Raw genomic sequence first — 14,024 nt, 5'->3', positions numbered from 1 at the left:
GGGTCCCCCTTAATGTATTTGACACATAAATAAAATGGGGTTGTGATTCTAATTAACTTGATGTATCAATCTAATTGGTGTATTGTTGTATTTGTCAGTTGCCCCACACGTGGGGATTGAAAGGCATAGATAGGGGTGTTAGTAAAATAACATTCCTATTTTTTGCTATTTTTATTATTGCAAGGTAGAGAAGGCTTTGGCTTTTCACTCTTCATGGTTTTTGCAGTAGCATCTATTAGCTCGGTTAATCCTAGCTTCTCTTCTTCGTGTATCAATGCTTTGACTGCGGCCTTGCGATAGGCCTTTTCAATTCTAGTTTTCATTGACAATTACAATCATCATTTCCAGAACCAGAACCGCCTTTACCTTTTTCAGGTTTGCCAGTTTCACTGTTATAGCCTTTTTGTTTTAAGAATTTACCTGTTCCAGATTCATAATCATAGCCAGCATTCTTTGATGCTTGTTTGAGACGGCCAGCAGGGTCATCCATAGAATCATCAGGCTCATTTTTACTAGATGCAGCCGCAAGACGCTCATTAAGTCCTTTGTCTGGTGTCCATGTTTCAGCATGTGGCTTCTCTGATTGAACCACAAGTTTTCGGTGTCGAGCTTGCTCCTGGTCAAACATCTCTTCGGATTGTTCACGAGTGAAGCCCTTAGACATAAAACCCCGCAAGGTGCGCTCTCTACGACTTGCTACTTCAGTTTCTTGTGAATCGACTGCAACCACTGATTGTTCGTTTCTTCGTTTCTGTTCAACTGCTCCATTTTTGCTATCGTTGAGTTTAGTTGATTTTGTTGGCTCGAATTGTGACCCAGTGTCAGGAACAGAGACAGGCTCAAGATTACTATAATCACGATGTTCATTAATAGAACTGGATTCTTGTAAGCTGGTACTGTCAAAGGCGGTGGGGGATTTGTGCTCTGGGCTATTAACTTGTCCAATTTCTTCATTGTCAATTGCTGCCGGTCTAATATTGGTTGCAAGTCTAAGGCTTGCTGCTGCTTCATCAATTCCGGTAGAGATTCTAGAGAGTCGTTCAATCTCTTCAACTGATATGATAGTTCCGATATTGCTTTCTCTTGTTGTACTTGCTCTATCTTTGAGTTCTTCAAGTTTTGTAAAGTCTCTTTCGTGCTCATAATTCAATTCCTTTTGTAATTTAGTCCATTTGTATCTATTTCCCAAGTCTGATGCTTTGGTAAAACTGTCCATTCCATCTATTGAGAATGACAGGCCATTTACTTTCGATGCGCTCATATTGGGTTTAACCCTAATTCCGTATTGCTCTGTAAGTTCTATGAACCTATCAAACCGCTTATTACATTGGGTATATGCGAGTTCTAGACGGCCTGCAAGGTCTAGACTAGGTGCAATCTCTCCTTTGTTGGCTAAATGAACTACAGCATTACTAGGGCGTTTAATTTGAGATTGTCTATGCTCGCCTTCGTGTTCCATTGCTTTACGGTGTGTGACTCGTTCTAGACCGTGTTTAATTTCTAATTGTTCATTAGTTAGTTCCCACTGGCGAAAGTCTCGAACTTTAACCTTCTTGCCTTCTTCATTAGTCATTGTTGAGCCATCCCATATTTTTCCGTGGCTATCTACCATGCTGGCTACAAAGTGGACATGAAGGTGTTTCTTGTCGCCATGTAATGCAAAATACATTGGACGGTCATAGCCCATTGTTTCACCGACAGCTTCACGAGCAACTTTAATAATTTTTTGATGGTCAAGGTATTCATTCCCATCTTTGTCGGTACTCATGAACTTTGCTGTATCAGAAGAGCCAAATGAGATAACACCAGCCATTGCAGGGCTGGCAGGTTGTTTTTTACCTGCTCGTTTTTCTTCATTCCATTGCATTAATTGGTCTGTTACGTCGTGGGAGGTACGGTTCCTCTCAACATCTAGGCCAGCATCAATGTAATCAGATTCAATAGACAAGGTTCGTTCGCCATGAATGTAATGTTTATTCTTTTTGTCTTTATCTGGCGCAATGGTGTATCTAACATAACGCTGTATGTCGCCCGATGATTCAACGCGGCGTACATTGGTTATCATAATTTAGCCTTGAGTTCTGCTAACTGGTCTTTCATTTCTTGCAATCTCAAACCCAAGCCACTTAATGTAACTCCTGATTCGGTTGCGATATTCGCAGCTTTAGCCAACTGATTGATGTTATTTCCGATTGCGGATAGTTCCCGCAACACATCATCTGTCACTTTTGGATTAGGTTTTTTGATTTCTGCTTTAGCCAAAATTGCTCGAACTAGTTGGCTTTTACCGAGGTTTGATTCTTCTTCTAATTCCTTAAATCTAGCCATTGTACTTTCAGTTAGTCTAATACTGACTACATGGCTTTTTTTCTTCTGGTAGTAATTAGCGTTCTGTTCTTTCTTTGCTATTTGTGTAGTCATTTTTCTGGTCTCCGTTTTATTTTTGTTTTAAGTATGCGAAGCATCAGGGGGACCCGTGGAGCGTTAGCGAGATGGGGGCGCTAGGGACTGACGAAATGAGCGCAGCGATTGTAGTCAGTTCCTATTGGTGCCTATCTCGTATAAATAGATAAAAACCAATTTCGTAACATCCATAGGTTAAACATAAATGCATTAACATACTTAATGAATTTAATATATCAAAATGTAGTCAGTAATTCAATAAATTAGCGAAATATATTTAACCTAACCTAATGTTGATGATTGGGATAAGAAAAAGATAGGCGCTATATATGTATTCGCCGCCTAGGTTAGCTAGTGTAATTAGGCTTTGTGTGGTTCGGATTGTTAAACTGACTACACTCAGAAAGGCACACTAGCCAGAGGTTTAATGTATGTTGGGTTCGTGTTTGGCTTGCTTGCAAACAAACAGGAACCAGACAAGTGCAGCGCGTCAGTATCTGTGTTGCAACAATCTCGTATGCGGTGTAGAGTGCTTACGGATTAACTTTCTATTGAGGGAGTGTGTAGGATGTCTAAGACTTACAAGGAACTAATCAAAGACCGCGCACAATTAGATGACGCGATTAAAACCGCTCTTGTAAATGAAAAACCTGCGGCTATCGCATCTGTTCTCGAATTGATTAAGGACTTTGGTCTTACTGCTGAAGAGTGTGGTTTTAAGGTAGCCGCACCAAAGAAGAAGGCATCAAAAGCTGTAGATAAGCCGGATGGTCGTACCGCACCTAAGCCCGCTAAGTATCGGAACCCAAACAATCCGAATGAGACTTGGACTGGTCTTGGTGCCAAGAACAAAAAGCCGGTCTGGGTTCAGGAATATCTGGCGGCGGGTGGAAAGATTGAGGACTGCTTGATTAATCCGAAATAAACGGAAGTGCCGCAGTTAGTCTTGGGTGGGGGAGGATGGCCGACAATATTGATAAGACTAGGGGAGTCTTGTTTGTCGGTCGTTCTTTTCTTGGGTATAGGTATTGATGAACATTGCGGCATCTATACCCATTGCTTCAGCAATTTCGACAAACTCCGGTACATCAATCCTGCGCTCACCTCTCTCTAGCTTTGAAATGAAGCTTTGAGGTTTTCGCAATCTCAGCGCAACTTCCGTTTGTGTCAGGCCAGCATCCCGCCTCGCCTGAACAATCAGACGACGAAAAATTTCATATTGCGGACTGTGGAGTGAGGTTGGCATCCTCCACAGGCTAATAACCCACTATAGAATATCCCAGTGTGGGTTATTTTTGCATCATCCAATGCTCCAGTGCTACAATGCACCCCAAATATCAAAACAGAATGTAGCTATGCCTCAGAAGACTCAATGGAATCCCGCTTTCAGTGTCGGCAATTCGACTCTTGATGAGCAGCATAAGAAGTTGCTGGCTGTTTGTGCGGCCTTGGAGGAATGCTGCGAGATGCAGGGTCAAGCAAAGATTTCGCGGTTTCACGAACTTCTAGACGAACTTGCGAGATATGTTTGGGAACACTTTAAGACAGAAGAGCGCATTCTGGCTAGATGTGGGTATGTAGGACTTGAAGACCAGAAGGTAGAGCATCTGGCCTATGAGGAAAAGCTCGTTGGTATTATTGCTGATGCTGCCTTTGGTCAGTATGACATTCAGGGAACATCCCTTTTCATGTCCGATTGGTGGCCAAAGCACATTCTGGAATCAGACATGAAATATAAGGAACATCTCCTACGCTCAGCCAACTGATAGCCATTCGGGCTACCAGGGGGAGGAATTGCTGTAGAATGCTGTTTGTTCGTACAGCGGTGTGCCAAAAAGTGAGCCAAAGTGGTGCGCCAAACTTGGTGTTTTATAGTGCTATCGAACTTGTAAGATTCTGAAAAATAAGGGTTTTTGCAAGGGGTGGTAGAGACGGCCTGAATCCCTCCGTCTCCGCCAACAAATTGTTGGATTCCTGCCAGTAAATGCAATCAAGCGCCCTTTGGGGCGCTTTTTTGTTTCTAGGGTTTGCCCTGAAGCGTCGCCGCGTATTTCCGTTTTTCCGCCGGGCTCAGCCGTTTGATTCGGTATTCGGCCTTCGACGCCGAGGAGCGGTCGGGGTGGGGCTCGAAGCCAAGCAGTCGGGCCGGCGGGTGCGACCGGGTGTAGCGGGCGCCGGTGCCGTTGCAGTGGGCGGTGTAGCGTGCTTCGACATCAACGGCGATGCCGGTATAGAGGCTGCCATCCGTGCATTCGATGATGTAGAGAAACCAGATTTTGCTAGTCATGGGCCGGAGCTCGGGCCAAGGCGTCCCGGATACGTTGAAGCGTTTTGTCGGGCTCCGCCCTGATTGAGACCTCCAAGCCTAGGTCACGGGCAATCGCGTTGATTTTGGCGGTGTTGAGTGGAATGCCGCCCCGATCGATTGCCGCGATCAGCTTCCTGGCGCGACCGTATTCGTCGAATGCTGGCGATTTGCGGAAAAGCCGTGTGAAAAATCGTGCAAAAATTCCGGGTTGGCGGTGTGATCCCATACACTGGCGTCTGTTCAAATTGCGAAGGATACAGCGATGCATTCAGGAGCGTCGAACGAGCATCGCCAGGAAGTCATGCGATGAGCGGCGTGGTACTCAATCGTCGTCAAATTGCCGACAGCGAACTGCCGTTCTACCGCGGGGTTTCCATGGCCGAAATCACCACGGTCGATTGTCCCGAGGCGGCCTGGTCTGCGCGTTCCATACTGCTGGCCGCACCGGTGGTCGGTTTCGATACCGAGTCGAAGCCGACCTTCCGCAAAGGCGAGGTGTCCACCGGCCCGCATTTGGTGCAACTGGCTGTCGAGTCGCAGGTTTATCTCTTTCCCGTTTGGTGCGAGGCGAATCACGCGGCCTTGAAGGACGTGCTGGAAAGCGGGGATGTCATCAAGGTCGGTTTCGGCTTGGGCAACGATCGCAGCGCGCTGAAATCGCGCCTGGGGATCGAATTGAATCGCGTAGTCGATCTCGGTGAGGTGTTGCGCGGTCCCGGGCATCGCGGAACCGTGGGCGCCAAGGTTGCAGTGGCACATTACTTTGGGGAGAAGTTGATCAAGTCGAAAAGGGTGGGTACCAGCAACTGGGCCAACCGACATCTCGACGAGCGCCAGATGCTGTATGCCGCCAACGACGCCCGGGTGGCCTTGAAAATCTACCATGCCTGGTTGCGCGACATGTCTCGTAACAGAGCGGTCTCAACGCATCCCGGTAATACTCAGGAATATTCATGATCGATTCACTGCCCGAACTCACCCTGCTTGAAACCCGCATTCTCGGAACCTTGCTGGAGAAACAGAGGACCGTGCCCGACACCTACCCGCTTTCGGTCAATGCCCTGCAGTCCGGCTGCAACCAGAAAACCAGCCGGAATCCGGTCATCGACGCAACCGAGGCCGAGATACTCGTGGCGCTGGATGCCCTGAAAGATCATGGCCTGGTGCGCGAGGTCAGCGGCAGCCGGGTCAGCCGTTTCGAGCATCTGCTGGAAAAGGTGCTGGGCGTGCCCACCCAGGCTTCCGCCTTGCTCGCCGTATTGATGCTGCGCGGTCCGCAGACGGCCGGAGAACTGCGCCTGAATTGCGAGCGCCTGCATCGCTTTGCCGATATTTCGTCGGTCGAGGCGTTCCTGAACGAACTGGCGGGTCGCGCCGAGGGCGCCTTGGTCGTTTTGCTGCCTCGCTTGCCCGGTGCGCGCGAAAATCGCTGGATGCATTTGCTCAGCGGGCAGGGGAGCGGCGAAACGCTGCAGGCGGCCGACAGGGCGGTTGTGGGATCGGCGGGCGACATGGACGAACTACGCGCACGCGTCGCTGCGCTGGAGGCCGAGGTGGCGGAACTGCGTAGCTTGGTACAGGGGAGGGCTGGGCAGTAGGGGCGTAGCTGAACGATAATTCCCGAAATTCCACACCTGACTAGCGACATGACCATTCTGGTAACCGGCGGAGCCGGATTCATCGGCAGCAATTTCGTTCTCGACTGGTTGGCCGGCAGCGGCGAGTGGGTCGTCAATGTGGACAAGCTGACCTATGCCGGAAACCTGCAAAACCTGAGCTCGCTCGCTGGAGACGAGCGCCATGTCTTCGTGCGCGGCGATATTGCGGATTCGGACCTGATCGCTCGTTTGCTGGCGGAGCACCAGCCCAGGGCCGTCGTGAATTTTGCCGCCGAGTCCCATGTCGATCGCAGCATCCATGGTCCGGAAGATTTCATCCAGACGAATATCGTCGGCACATTTCGCCTCCTGGAGGCGGTCAGGGCCTATTGGAGCGGCTTGGCGAACCATGGGCGCGAGGCTTTCCGCTTCCTGCATGTCTCGACAGATGAGGTTTATGGGTCGCTGGCGGCGGACGCACCGGCATTCACGGAGTCCAATCGCTACAAGCCGAACAGTCCGTATTCGGCGAGCAAGGCTGCAAGTGATCATCTGGTCAGGGCCTACCATCATACTTACGGTCTTCCGGTGTTGACGACCAATTGCTCGAACAATTACGGGCCGTTCCATTTTCCGGAAAAGCTTATCCCCTTGGTCATTCACAACGCCCTGGCAGGCAAGGCTTTGCCCATCTACGGCGATGGCCAGCAGATTCGGGACTGGCTTTACGTCAAGGATCATTGCAGCGCCATTCGCCGTGTGCTCGAAGCAGGTGCGGTTGGCGCAACCTATAATGTCGGCGGCTGGAATGAGCAGGCCAATCTCGATGTCGTGCGCCTGGTGTGTGAACTGCTGGATGAACTGAATCCGCGTCACGAGGGTACCTCATACGCCAGTCAGATTGTCTATGTGGCGGATCGTCCCGGACACGACCATCGATATGCCATCGATGCCGGCAAGATCGAGCGCGAACTGGGCTGGCGTCCACAGGAAACCTTCGCGAGCGGGATTCGCAAGACGGTGCAGTGGTATCTTGGGAATCAGGAATGGGTCGCCAATGTCACCAGTGGTGCCTATCGCGACTGGATTGTTCAGCAATATGCTTCGTGAGTTGTGCGTCAGTTAAGGAAAAGCATGCGTAAAGGCATCATCCTCGCCGGGGGATCCGGTACTCGTCTGTATCCGGTGACCTTGGCCGTTTCCAAGCAGTTGCTGCCGATTCACGACAAGCCGATGATCTATTACCCGTTGAGTACCCTGATGCTGGCGGGGATACGGGATATTCTAGTTATTTCGACTCCGCAGGATGTGCCTCGTTTTGAGCAATTGCTCGGCGATGGCAGCCAGTGGGGCCTGAACCTGACGTATGCCGTTCAGGCCTCCCCCGATGGCATCGCCCAGGCATTCGTCATCGGCCGGGATTTCATCGGTCGCGACAATTGTGCGCTGGTGCTCGGCGACAATATTTTCTACGGTCACGAATTTGCCCACGACGTCGAGGCGGCCTGTGCCCAGCAAAAAGGGGCAACGGTCTTCGTCTACCATGTGCAGGATCCGGAGCGCTACGGCGTCGTGGAATTTGACGCGGCCGGGCGGGCGCTTACCCTGGAAGAAAAGCCAAGCAATCCGAAATCCAACTATGCGGTGACCGGGCTTTATTTCTATGACAACCAGGTGCTCGATATCGCCCGTAACCTGCAACCGTCCGCGCGCGGCGAATTCGAGATTACCGACGTGAATCGGGTCTATCTGGAGCGCCGGCAATTGACGGTGCAGGTCATGGGGCGCGGCCATGCCTGGCTGGATACCGGTACGCACGAGAGCCTGCTGGAAGCAGGGCAATTCATCGCGACCATCGAGAAACGGCAGGGTTTGAAGGTGGCCTGTCCGGAAGAAATTGCCTATCGCAAGGGATGGATTGATGCTGGGCAACTGGATAAGCTGGCGCAACCGATGCTCAAGAATCCCTACGGCCAGTATCTGGTGTCGCTCCTGCGGGAGCGCGTCTTCTGATGCGTGCGACCCTGACGGCTATTCCCGATGTGTTGCTGCTGGAGCCGAAAGTCTTCGGCGACGAGCGCGGCTTTTTCTTCGAGAGTTATAACGAGAAGGCCTTTTTCGAGGCAACAGGCGTCAAGCCGCATTTCGTCCAGGACAATCATTCACGCTCCCTGAGCAACGTCTTGCGCGGCCTTCATTATCAGGTCGAGCAGCCGCAGGGGAAATTGGTTCGCGTTGCCTTGGGTGAAGTCTTTGATGTCGTGGTCGATATTCGCAAGGGCTCGGCAACCTACGGTCGATGGGTCGGGCAGCGGCTCTCAGCCGAAAACAAGCGGCAGATATGGGTGCCACCGGGGCTGGCGCACGGATTTCTGGTGCTCTCGGATGTCGCCGAGTTTTTGTACAAGACAACCGATTTCTATGCGCCCGAACATGAGCGCTGTATCGCCTGGAACGACCCCGACCTCGCTATCGCATGGCCGCTGGAGGGGCAGCCGCAGCTGTCGGCCAAGGATCAGCAGGGCATTTCGTTTCGCGATGCGGTGTGAGTTGGCTGTCCGTGATTGAATCTATCGAATATCGTCGTACGTTGGTTGCCGTGCAATATCCCTTCTTGATTTCCGTATGAGCCCATCGCTGATGGAAGTCGACCCCTTCGATATTCTTGGCGTGGCGCGGGATTCAGCTCCCGACGACTGGAAACGTGCCTACCGACGGCTGGCCATGCGCTGGCATCCGGATCGCAATGCCGATCCTGCGGCAACCGAGCGATTCAAGGAAATCAATGCGGCGTATGAGCAACTGATAGCGGCGGACAATCCGGAGGTCGTCGACGAAGACACCCGCGAGCATGAGGACGTCCAGGAGCCGGCGGTTGCCCGGGCGGCGGATATCCGCCTGAATATCGAGGTCAGCCTTGAGGAGGCGGCGGCCGGTTGCCGCAAACCGGTGCATTATTCGCGCGGCAGGCCTTGTGCGACGTGCGATGGTAGTGGTGAGGCGGGAGTGTCCAAAACCCGATTTTGTGCTGCCTGCCACGGCAGCGGTCGCGTACACGACGCAGATCGGGTTCTTGTTCGCTGTGGCGAGTGTAACGGGCGTGGACTGTTCACCGAGCGTATCTGCCCAGCGTGCGGTGGTAGTGGCCGCGATGCCGACGATGTCAGCCTGGAAATCACGATTCCGGCGGGCATGCTGCCGGGTGACGAATTGCGCCTGGTAGGGCAGGGCGAGCCAGGAGACGAGGCGCAGCAGGCGGGTGATCTCTACCTGACGCTCATCATTCGCACTCACCTGCTCTACCGTTTGAATGGCCGTGATCTGCAATTCGCCATGCCGGTCAGCGCCTTGAGCATGATGGCGGGGAGTACGATTGAATTGCCTTCCCTGACTGGCGTTTTCGATTATTCATTGGAGGCCGGGTTGGCAGAGCCTCGCCAGTTGCGAATCTCAGGCAGGGGCTACCCGGGGCGAGGGAAGCACAAGGCGGGGGATTTGCTGGTCGAACTGATACCGGTTTTCCCTCGGCAATTGAGCGTCCGGCAGCGCAAACTGCTGCTTCAGGCCGATTCCGCGCTGCTTGATGATGCCGAAAACGCCTTGCCGGAAATCCACGCCTGGCGACAGGCACAGGGCTGAATAGAGCGGAAGTGACAGGGCTACTGGTTTTCCCGGGGATGCCCCTCGCGGCTTTCCCGCTATAGTGCGTGACGGACCGGGGTGGCAGTTCGTTTTTGCTGTTTCGGCCGGTACGATCAACCAGACGATTCAGTTCCAGGAGACGATGTAATGGATATACGCAAACTGACCGCGCTTTCGTTGTTGTTCGCCATGCCTTTTGCCGCCCAGGCGCAATTGGTCGATAAAAAGGGGCTGACGCTGGCCGAAGCCCACAAAGCGGTGGTCGCTGCAACGGCGGAAGCCAAGGCCAATAACTGGAATGTGGTGATTGCGGTGGTCGATGACGCTGGTTACCCACTGAGAGTCGACCGTCTCGACAACGCTCAACGTCCCAGCGTCGATATCGCGATAGGTAAGGCCAGAACCGCTGCGCTCTTTCGCCGTCCGAGCGCGGCGCTTGAGGATGCGGTTAACAAGGGGCGCCCGGCCTTGTTGTCGGCCGAAGGCTATATCTTCATGCAGGGCGGAGTGCCGATCATCGTGAACGGTGAGGTGATTGGTGCGGTCGGCGTTTCCGGTGTGCGCGCCGATCAGGACGAGCAAGTTGCCACAGCCGGCGTCAAGGTGCTTGGGCGCTAGGCACAGGCCCCGAGGCTTCAGGGCTTCGGGGCAGGATTGAAGCCGTAGCGCAGGGCTACGGTGTCCGAATGAATCGGCTGAACGGGCATCTTTCCCCAGAGCACCCCAGTTTCACTCCCTTGCATCAGGTCGGCAAGGAGATAATCGGCCGCGGGGTTTCCCTCACGGTCGCGGCAGGCCGACAGAAAGCCGGCCAGGTCGCGGTCGTCAAGCAGGCCGATGCCAAGCGGCGTTTCGAGCAAGACGTTGCCCTGTTCGTCGAGCCAAACAGCAAGCGCTTCTCCGGCCGCTTCCCCGATGTGGCTGAATAGCCTGCCTGCATCGCTACGGAAGATCCACGGGGTGTAGGCCAGGCTGACAAAGACCCGTTGCGGGCCGTTTTGCAGAAACCAGTTGCCTGACGCATCAACCCCGTACTGGCGGTTGATGAAATCGATCAGGCCACGATGCGTGATGCGCTCTCCCTGCAATCGCCAGTCGCCCCGCCGGTCCAGTGACAACCAGCCGTAACAGGCCGGAACGTCGGGCCATTTGGCGATGGCAGAGAGATCGACCGCCATTAGTCGGCGTAAGCCTCCATCGGCGGGCAGGCGCAGTTCAGGTTGCGGTCGCCATATACATCGTCGATACGATTGACGCTCGGCCAGAACTTGTTGGCCGCCACCCACGGCAGCGGGAAGACGGCCTGCTGGCGGCTGTACGGATGCTGCCAGTCAGCATCGATGACATCCGCCTGGGAATGCGGGGCATTCTTCAGCGGATTGTTGTCGGCCGACCACACGCCATTCTCGATCTGGCGGATTTCCTCACGAATGCTGACCAGGGCCGCGATGAAGCGGTCCAGCTCGGCCTTCGACTCGGATTCCGTCGGCTCGACCATGATGGTGCCGGCGACCGGGAAGGACACCGTCGGCGCATGGAAACCGTAGTCCATCAGGCGCTTGGCGATGTCGATCTCGGCGATGCCGGTGGCGGCCTTGATCGGACGGATGTCGAGGATGCACTCGTGCGCCACGCGGCCGTTCTTGCCGACGTAAAGCACCGGGTAGTGGGCATTCAGCTTGGTCGCCACGTAATTGGCATTCAGGATGGCGACTTGTGTGGCCTTCTTGACGCCTTCGGCCCCCAGCATTGCCAGGTACATCCAGGAGATGGTCAGGATCGACGCCGAACCGAAGGGGGCGGCGGAGACCGCTCCCTGGCCGGCATTGACGCGGTTGGCGTCGCCGGTCGGCTGGATCACGTGGTCGGCCATGAACGGTGCCAGATGGGCCTTGAGGCCGATCGGGCCCATGCCCGGTCCGCCGCCGCCATGCGGGATGGCGAAGGTCTTGTGCAGGTTCATGTGGCTGACGTCGGCGCCGATGAAGCCGGGTGAGGTCAGGCCGACCTGGGCGTTGAGGTTGGCGCCGTCCATGTATACCTGGCCGCCGTTGGCATGGACGATGGTGCAGATCTCGCGAACCGCTTCCTCGAACACGCCGTGCGTCGACGGGTAGGTGATCATCAGGCAGGACAGGTCGTTCTTGTGTTCCTCGGCCTTGGCCTTGAGATCGGCGACATCGACGTTGCCGTTGTCGTCGCAATCGACGACGACGACCTTCATGTTGGCCATCTGGGCGGTAGCCGGGTTGGTGCCGTGTGCCGACTTGGGAATCAGGCAGACATTGCGATGCGCCTCGCCACGGCTGGCATGGTAGCGGTCAATGGCGACCAGGCCGGCATATTCGCCCTGCGCACCGGAGTTCGGCTGCATGCAGATGGCGTCGAAACCGGTCACGGTCTTCAGCCATTCGGTCAGGCTGGCGATCATTTCGAGATAGCCGGCCGCCTGATCGCGCGGAGCGAACGGGTGCAAGCCGCCGAATTCCGGCCAGGTGACCGGGATCATCTCGCTGGTCGCATTCAGCTTCATGGTGCAGGAGCCGAGCGAAATCATCGAGTGGTCGAGCGCCAGATCCTTGTTCTGCAGCGACTTCAGGTAGCGCAGCATTTCGTGCTCGGTGTGATGCGTGTTGAACACCGGATGCTGAAGTACGGCGTCGGTACGGAGCAGCGCGTCCGGCAGCGCGGAGTCGGCGGCGGCGACTTGCGCGTCGATGCTGGCGACATCGAGCGTGACCTGGGTGATCAGCTTGAACAGCGTCGCCACGTCCTCGCGCGTGGTGGTTTCGTCGAAGGAAACACCGAGTACGCCGGCCGAGACGCGGCGCAGGTTGTAGCCGGCAGCCAGGGCGTCGCTGTAAACCGCTTCGGCACGGGCGCCGAGGTCGAAGTGCACCGTATCGTAGAACTGCTTGGTCAGCAGGTTGACGCCAGCCCGCTTCAGACCTTCGGCGAGGATGGCGGTCAACCGGTGGATGCGGCCGGCGATCAGGCGCAAGCCTTCCGAGCCGTGGTGGACGGCATACATGCCGGCCATGTTGGCGAGCAGCACCTGCGAGGTGCAGATGTTGGAGTTGGCCTTCTCGCGGCGGATGTGCTGCTCGCGCGTCTGCAGCGTCATGCGGTAGGCGGTGTTGCCGCGGGCATCCTTGGAAACGCCGATGATGCGGCCAGGCATGGAGCGGACGAAGGCTTCGCGGGTGGCGAAGAAGGCAGCATGCGGGCCGCCGAAGCCCATCGGGATGCCGAAGCGCTGGCTGGAGCCGAGGGCGATGTCGGCGCCCATGGAGCCCGGCGACTTGAGCAGGACCAGAGCCATCAAGTCGGTGGCGACGGCCACGGTGGCACCCTTGGCCTTGAGGCTGGCGATGACGTCGGTCAGGTCGCGGACTTCGCCGTTGTCGTTCGGGTACTGGAGCAGGGCGCCGAAGAATTCGCCGTCCTTGTAGTCGTCAAGCTTGCCGATGACCAGTTCGAAGCCGAAGTAGGCGGCGCGGGTCTTGACCACGTCGATGGTCTGCGGGAAGCAGGCGGCATCGACCAGGAAGCGGTTCGATTTCGACTTGGAGACGCGGCGCGCCATGGTCATGGCCTCGGCAGCGGCGGTGGCTTCATCGAGCAGCGAGGCGTTGGCGATTTCCAGGCCGGTCAGATCGACGACCATCTGCTGGAAATTCATCAGTGCTTCCAGTCGGCCCTGGGCGATTTCAGCCTGGTAGGGCGTATAGGCGGTGTACCAGCCCGGGTTTTCCATGACGTTGCGCAGGATGACCTTGGGCGTCAGCGTGTCGTAATAGCCCATGCCGATGCAGGACTTGTTGACGACATTCTTGCTGGCCATGGCCTTGAGGTCGGCCAGCGCTTCGTGTTCGCGGCGCGGTGCCGGCAGGGGCAGGTCGGCCGGCAGGCGAATGGCGGCCGGGACGGTCTGGTCGATAAGTTGATCCAGGCTGTCGGCACCGATGGCGGCCAGCATGGCGGCCATTTCGGTAGTGCACGGTCCGATGTGACGGCCGATGAACTCGTCGTGCTGTTCCAGCGCGGAGAGCGGTTGATTGAGCGGCATGGGC

General features: G+C 55.2%; 16 protein-coding genes. 9 read left to right on the top strand and 7 right to left on the bottom strand.

Annotation, left to right across the window (positions count from 1 at the left end; translation table 11 throughout):
• Positions 1 to 155 precede the first annotated feature (155 nt).
• Genes AB6Q56_RS08605 through AB6Q56_RS08595 form a run of 3 tightly spaced genes read right to left on the bottom strand, consistent with a single transcriptional unit; the run spans position 156 to position 2,421 of the window.
• On the bottom strand, positions 156 to 323 hold the full coding sequence (locus AB6Q56_RS08605) for a hypothetical protein (protein ID WP_434516645.1): 168 nt from the start codon (positions 321 to 323) through the stop codon (positions 156 to 158).
• On the bottom strand, positions 320 to 2,065 hold the full coding sequence (locus AB6Q56_RS08600; RefSeq protein ID WP_434516644.1) for a relaxase/mobilization nuclease domain-containing protein: 1,746 nt from the start codon (positions 2,063 to 2,065) through the stop codon (positions 320 to 322). The genes AB6Q56_RS08605 and AB6Q56_RS08600 overlap by 4 nt, the downstream gene beginning before the upstream one ends.
• Complete coding sequence (locus tag AB6Q56_RS08595) at positions 2,062 to 2,421, bottom strand: plasmid mobilization protein (RefSeq protein ID WP_434516643.1); 360 nt, start codon at positions 2,419 to 2,421, stop codon at positions 2,062 to 2,064. The genes AB6Q56_RS08600 and AB6Q56_RS08595 overlap by 4 nt, the downstream gene beginning before the upstream one ends.
• A 550-nt stretch (positions 2,422 to 2,971) precedes the next feature.
• Here AB6Q56_RS08595 and AB6Q56_RS08590 point away from each other — a divergent pair.
• A complete protein-coding gene (locus AB6Q56_RS08590; RefSeq protein WP_434516642.1) occupies positions 2,972 to 3,328 on the top strand; it encodes an H-NS family nucleoid-associated regulatory protein in 357 nt (118 codons plus the stop codon).
• Positions 3,329 to 3,385: 57 nt separating this feature from the next.
• Here AB6Q56_RS08590 and AB6Q56_RS08585 read toward each other — a convergent pair whose 3' ends face one another.
• Complete coding sequence (locus tag AB6Q56_RS08585; protein ID WP_434516641.1) at positions 3,386 to 3,649, bottom strand: helix-turn-helix domain-containing protein; 264 nt, start codon at positions 3,647 to 3,649, stop codon at positions 3,386 to 3,388.
• Between the two features lie 109 nt (positions 3,650 to 3,758).
• Here AB6Q56_RS08585 and AB6Q56_RS08580 point away from each other — a divergent pair, with 109 nt between their 5' ends.
• Positions 3,759 to 4,169 carry a bacteriohemerythrin gene (locus AB6Q56_RS08580; RefSeq protein ID WP_434516640.1) on the top strand — a complete coding sequence of 137 codons (411 nt, stop codon included), beginning with the start codon at positions 3,759 to 3,761 and terminating at the stop codon, positions 4,167 to 4,169.
• Between the two features lie 254 nt (positions 4,170 to 4,423).
• On the opposite strand, the gene AB6Q56_RS08575 is transcribed toward AB6Q56_RS08580, so the two are convergent.
• Positions 4,424 to 4,690 carry a GIY-YIG nuclease family protein gene (locus AB6Q56_RS08575; RefSeq protein ID WP_434516639.1) on the bottom strand — a complete coding sequence of 89 codons (267 nt, stop codon included), beginning with the start codon at positions 4,688 to 4,690 and terminating at the stop codon, positions 4,424 to 4,426.
• Between the two features lie 327 nt (positions 4,691 to 5,017).
• Here AB6Q56_RS08575 and AB6Q56_RS08570 point away from each other — a divergent pair, with 327 nt between their 5' ends.
• The 7 genes from AB6Q56_RS08570 to AB6Q56_RS08540 all read left to right on the top strand — a co-directional run bounded on the left by AB6Q56_RS08570 (position 5,018) and on the right by AB6Q56_RS08540 (position 10,569).
• Positions 5,018 to 5,668, top strand: a complete 651-nt coding sequence (locus tag AB6Q56_RS08570; RefSeq protein ID WP_434516638.1) for a 3'-5' exonuclease — start codon at positions 5,018 to 5,020, stop codon at positions 5,666 to 5,668.
• Positions 5,665 to 6,309 carry a YceH family protein gene (locus AB6Q56_RS08565; protein ID WP_434516637.1) on the top strand — a complete coding sequence of 215 codons (645 nt, stop codon included), beginning with the start codon at positions 5,665 to 5,667 and terminating at the stop codon, positions 6,307 to 6,309. Before AB6Q56_RS08570 ends, AB6Q56_RS08565 begins: the two co-directional genes overlap by 4 nt.
• A gap of 48 nt (positions 6,310 to 6,357) precedes the next feature.
• Positions 6,358 to 7,419: a dTDP-glucose 4,6-dehydratase gene (rfbB, locus tag AB6Q56_RS08560; protein ID WP_434516636.1), complete on the top strand. Its 1,062-nt coding sequence runs from the start codon at positions 6,358 to 6,360 to the stop codon at positions 7,417 to 7,419.
• Between the two features lie 24 nt (positions 7,420 to 7,443).
• Positions 7,444 to 8,322, top strand: coding sequence for a glucose-1-phosphate thymidylyltransferase RfbA (gene rfbA / locus AB6Q56_RS08555; protein ID WP_434516635.1), 879 nt, complete (start codon positions 7,444 to 7,446; stop codon positions 8,320 to 8,322).
• Positions 8,322 to 8,858, top strand: a complete 537-nt coding sequence (gene rfbC, locus AB6Q56_RS08550) for a dTDP-4-dehydrorhamnose 3,5-epimerase (protein ID WP_434516634.1) — start codon at positions 8,322 to 8,324, stop codon at positions 8,856 to 8,858. The genes rfbA and rfbC overlap by 1 nt, the downstream gene beginning before the upstream one ends.
• Positions 8,859 to 8,934: 76 nt before the next feature.
• Positions 8,935 to 9,948 carry a DnaJ C-terminal domain-containing protein gene (locus tag AB6Q56_RS08545; protein ID WP_434516633.1) on the top strand — a complete coding sequence of 338 codons (1,014 nt, stop codon included), beginning with the start codon at positions 8,935 to 8,937 and terminating at the stop codon, positions 9,946 to 9,948.
• A 150-nt stretch (positions 9,949 to 10,098) separates the two neighbouring features.
• Positions 10,099 to 10,569, top strand: a complete 471-nt coding sequence (locus tag AB6Q56_RS08540; RefSeq protein ID WP_434516632.1) for a GlcG/HbpS family heme-binding protein — start codon at positions 10,099 to 10,101, stop codon at positions 10,567 to 10,569.
• A gap of 17 nt (positions 10,570 to 10,586) precedes the next feature.
• Here the strand turns inward: AB6Q56_RS08540 and AB6Q56_RS08535 are convergent, their stop codons facing one another.
• Positions 10,587 to 11,129, bottom strand: coding sequence for a DUF2946 family protein (locus AB6Q56_RS08535; protein ID WP_434516631.1), 543 nt, complete (start codon positions 11,127 to 11,129; stop codon positions 10,587 to 10,589).
• The gene (gene gcvP / locus AB6Q56_RS08530) at positions 11,129 to 14,020 is read right to left on the bottom strand and encodes an aminomethyl-transferring glycine dehydrogenase (protein WP_434516630.1); all 2,892 of its coding nucleotides are present in this window, start codon (positions 14,018 to 14,020) and stop codon (positions 11,129 to 11,131) included. The genes AB6Q56_RS08535 and gcvP overlap by 1 nt, the downstream gene beginning before the upstream one ends.
• Positions 14,021 to 14,024 lie beyond the last annotated feature (4 nt).

The sequence above is a fragment of the Dechloromonas sp. ARDL1 genome (assembly GCF_051122455.1).
GTDB lineage: Bacteria > Pseudomonadota > Gammaproteobacteria > Burkholderiales > Rhodocyclaceae > Azonexus.
The sequence above is the reverse complement of the archived record's forward strand: the minus strand, read 5'-3'. Positions and strand labels throughout refer to the sequence as shown.

Coding starts and splice junctions, on each gene's coding strand:
- gcvP (WP_434516630.1), bottom strand. CDS start 14,020: ATGCCGCTCAATCAACCGCTCTCCGCGCTGGAACAGCACGACGAGTTC.
- AB6Q56_RS08540 (WP_434516632.1), top strand. CDS start 10,099: ATGGATATACGCAAACTGACCGCGCTTTCGTTGTTGTTCGCCATGCCT.
- AB6Q56_RS08535 (WP_434516631.1), bottom strand. CDS start 11,129: ATGGCGGTCGATCTCTCTGCCATCGCCAAATGGCCCGACGTTCCGGCC.
- rfbA (WP_434516635.1), top strand. CDS start 7,444: ATGCGTAAAGGCATCATCCTCGCCGGGGGATCCGGTACTCGTCTGTAT.
- AB6Q56_RS08565 (WP_434516637.1), top strand. CDS start 5,665: ATGATCGATTCACTGCCCGAACTCACCCTGCTTGAAACCCGCATTCTC.
- AB6Q56_RS08575 (WP_434516639.1), bottom strand. CDS start 4,690: ATGACTAGCAAAATCTGGTTTCTCTACATCATCGAATGCACGGATGGC.
- AB6Q56_RS08600 (WP_434516644.1), bottom strand. CDS start 2,065: ATGATAACCAATGTACGCCGCGTTGAATCATCGGGCGACATACAGCGT.
- rfbB (WP_434516636.1), top strand. CDS start 6,358: ATGACCATTCTGGTAACCGGCGGAGCCGGATTCATCGGCAGCAATTTC.
- AB6Q56_RS08585 (WP_434516641.1), bottom strand. CDS start 3,649: ATGCCAACCTCACTCCACAGTCCGCAATATGAAATTTTTCGTCGTCTG.
- AB6Q56_RS08590 (WP_434516642.1), top strand. CDS start 2,972: ATGTCTAAGACTTACAAGGAACTAATCAAAGACCGCGCACAATTAGAT.
- AB6Q56_RS08605 (WP_434516645.1), bottom strand. CDS start 323: ATGAAAACTAGAATTGAAAAGGCCTATCGCAAGGCCGCAGTCAAAGCA.
- rfbC (WP_434516634.1), top strand. CDS start 8,322: ATGCGTGCGACCCTGACGGCTATTCCCGATGTGTTGCTGCTGGAGCCG.
- AB6Q56_RS08580 (WP_434516640.1), top strand. CDS start 3,759: ATGCCTCAGAAGACTCAATGGAATCCCGCTTTCAGTGTCGGCAATTCG.
- AB6Q56_RS08570 (WP_434516638.1), top strand. CDS start 5,018: ATGAGCGGCGTGGTACTCAATCGTCGTCAAATTGCCGACAGCGAACTG.
- AB6Q56_RS08595 (WP_434516643.1), bottom strand. CDS start 2,421: ATGACTACACAAATAGCAAAGAAAGAACAGAACGCTAATTACTACCAG.
- AB6Q56_RS08545 (WP_434516633.1), top strand. CDS start 8,935: ATGAGCCCATCGCTGATGGAAGTCGACCCCTTCGATATTCTTGGCGTG.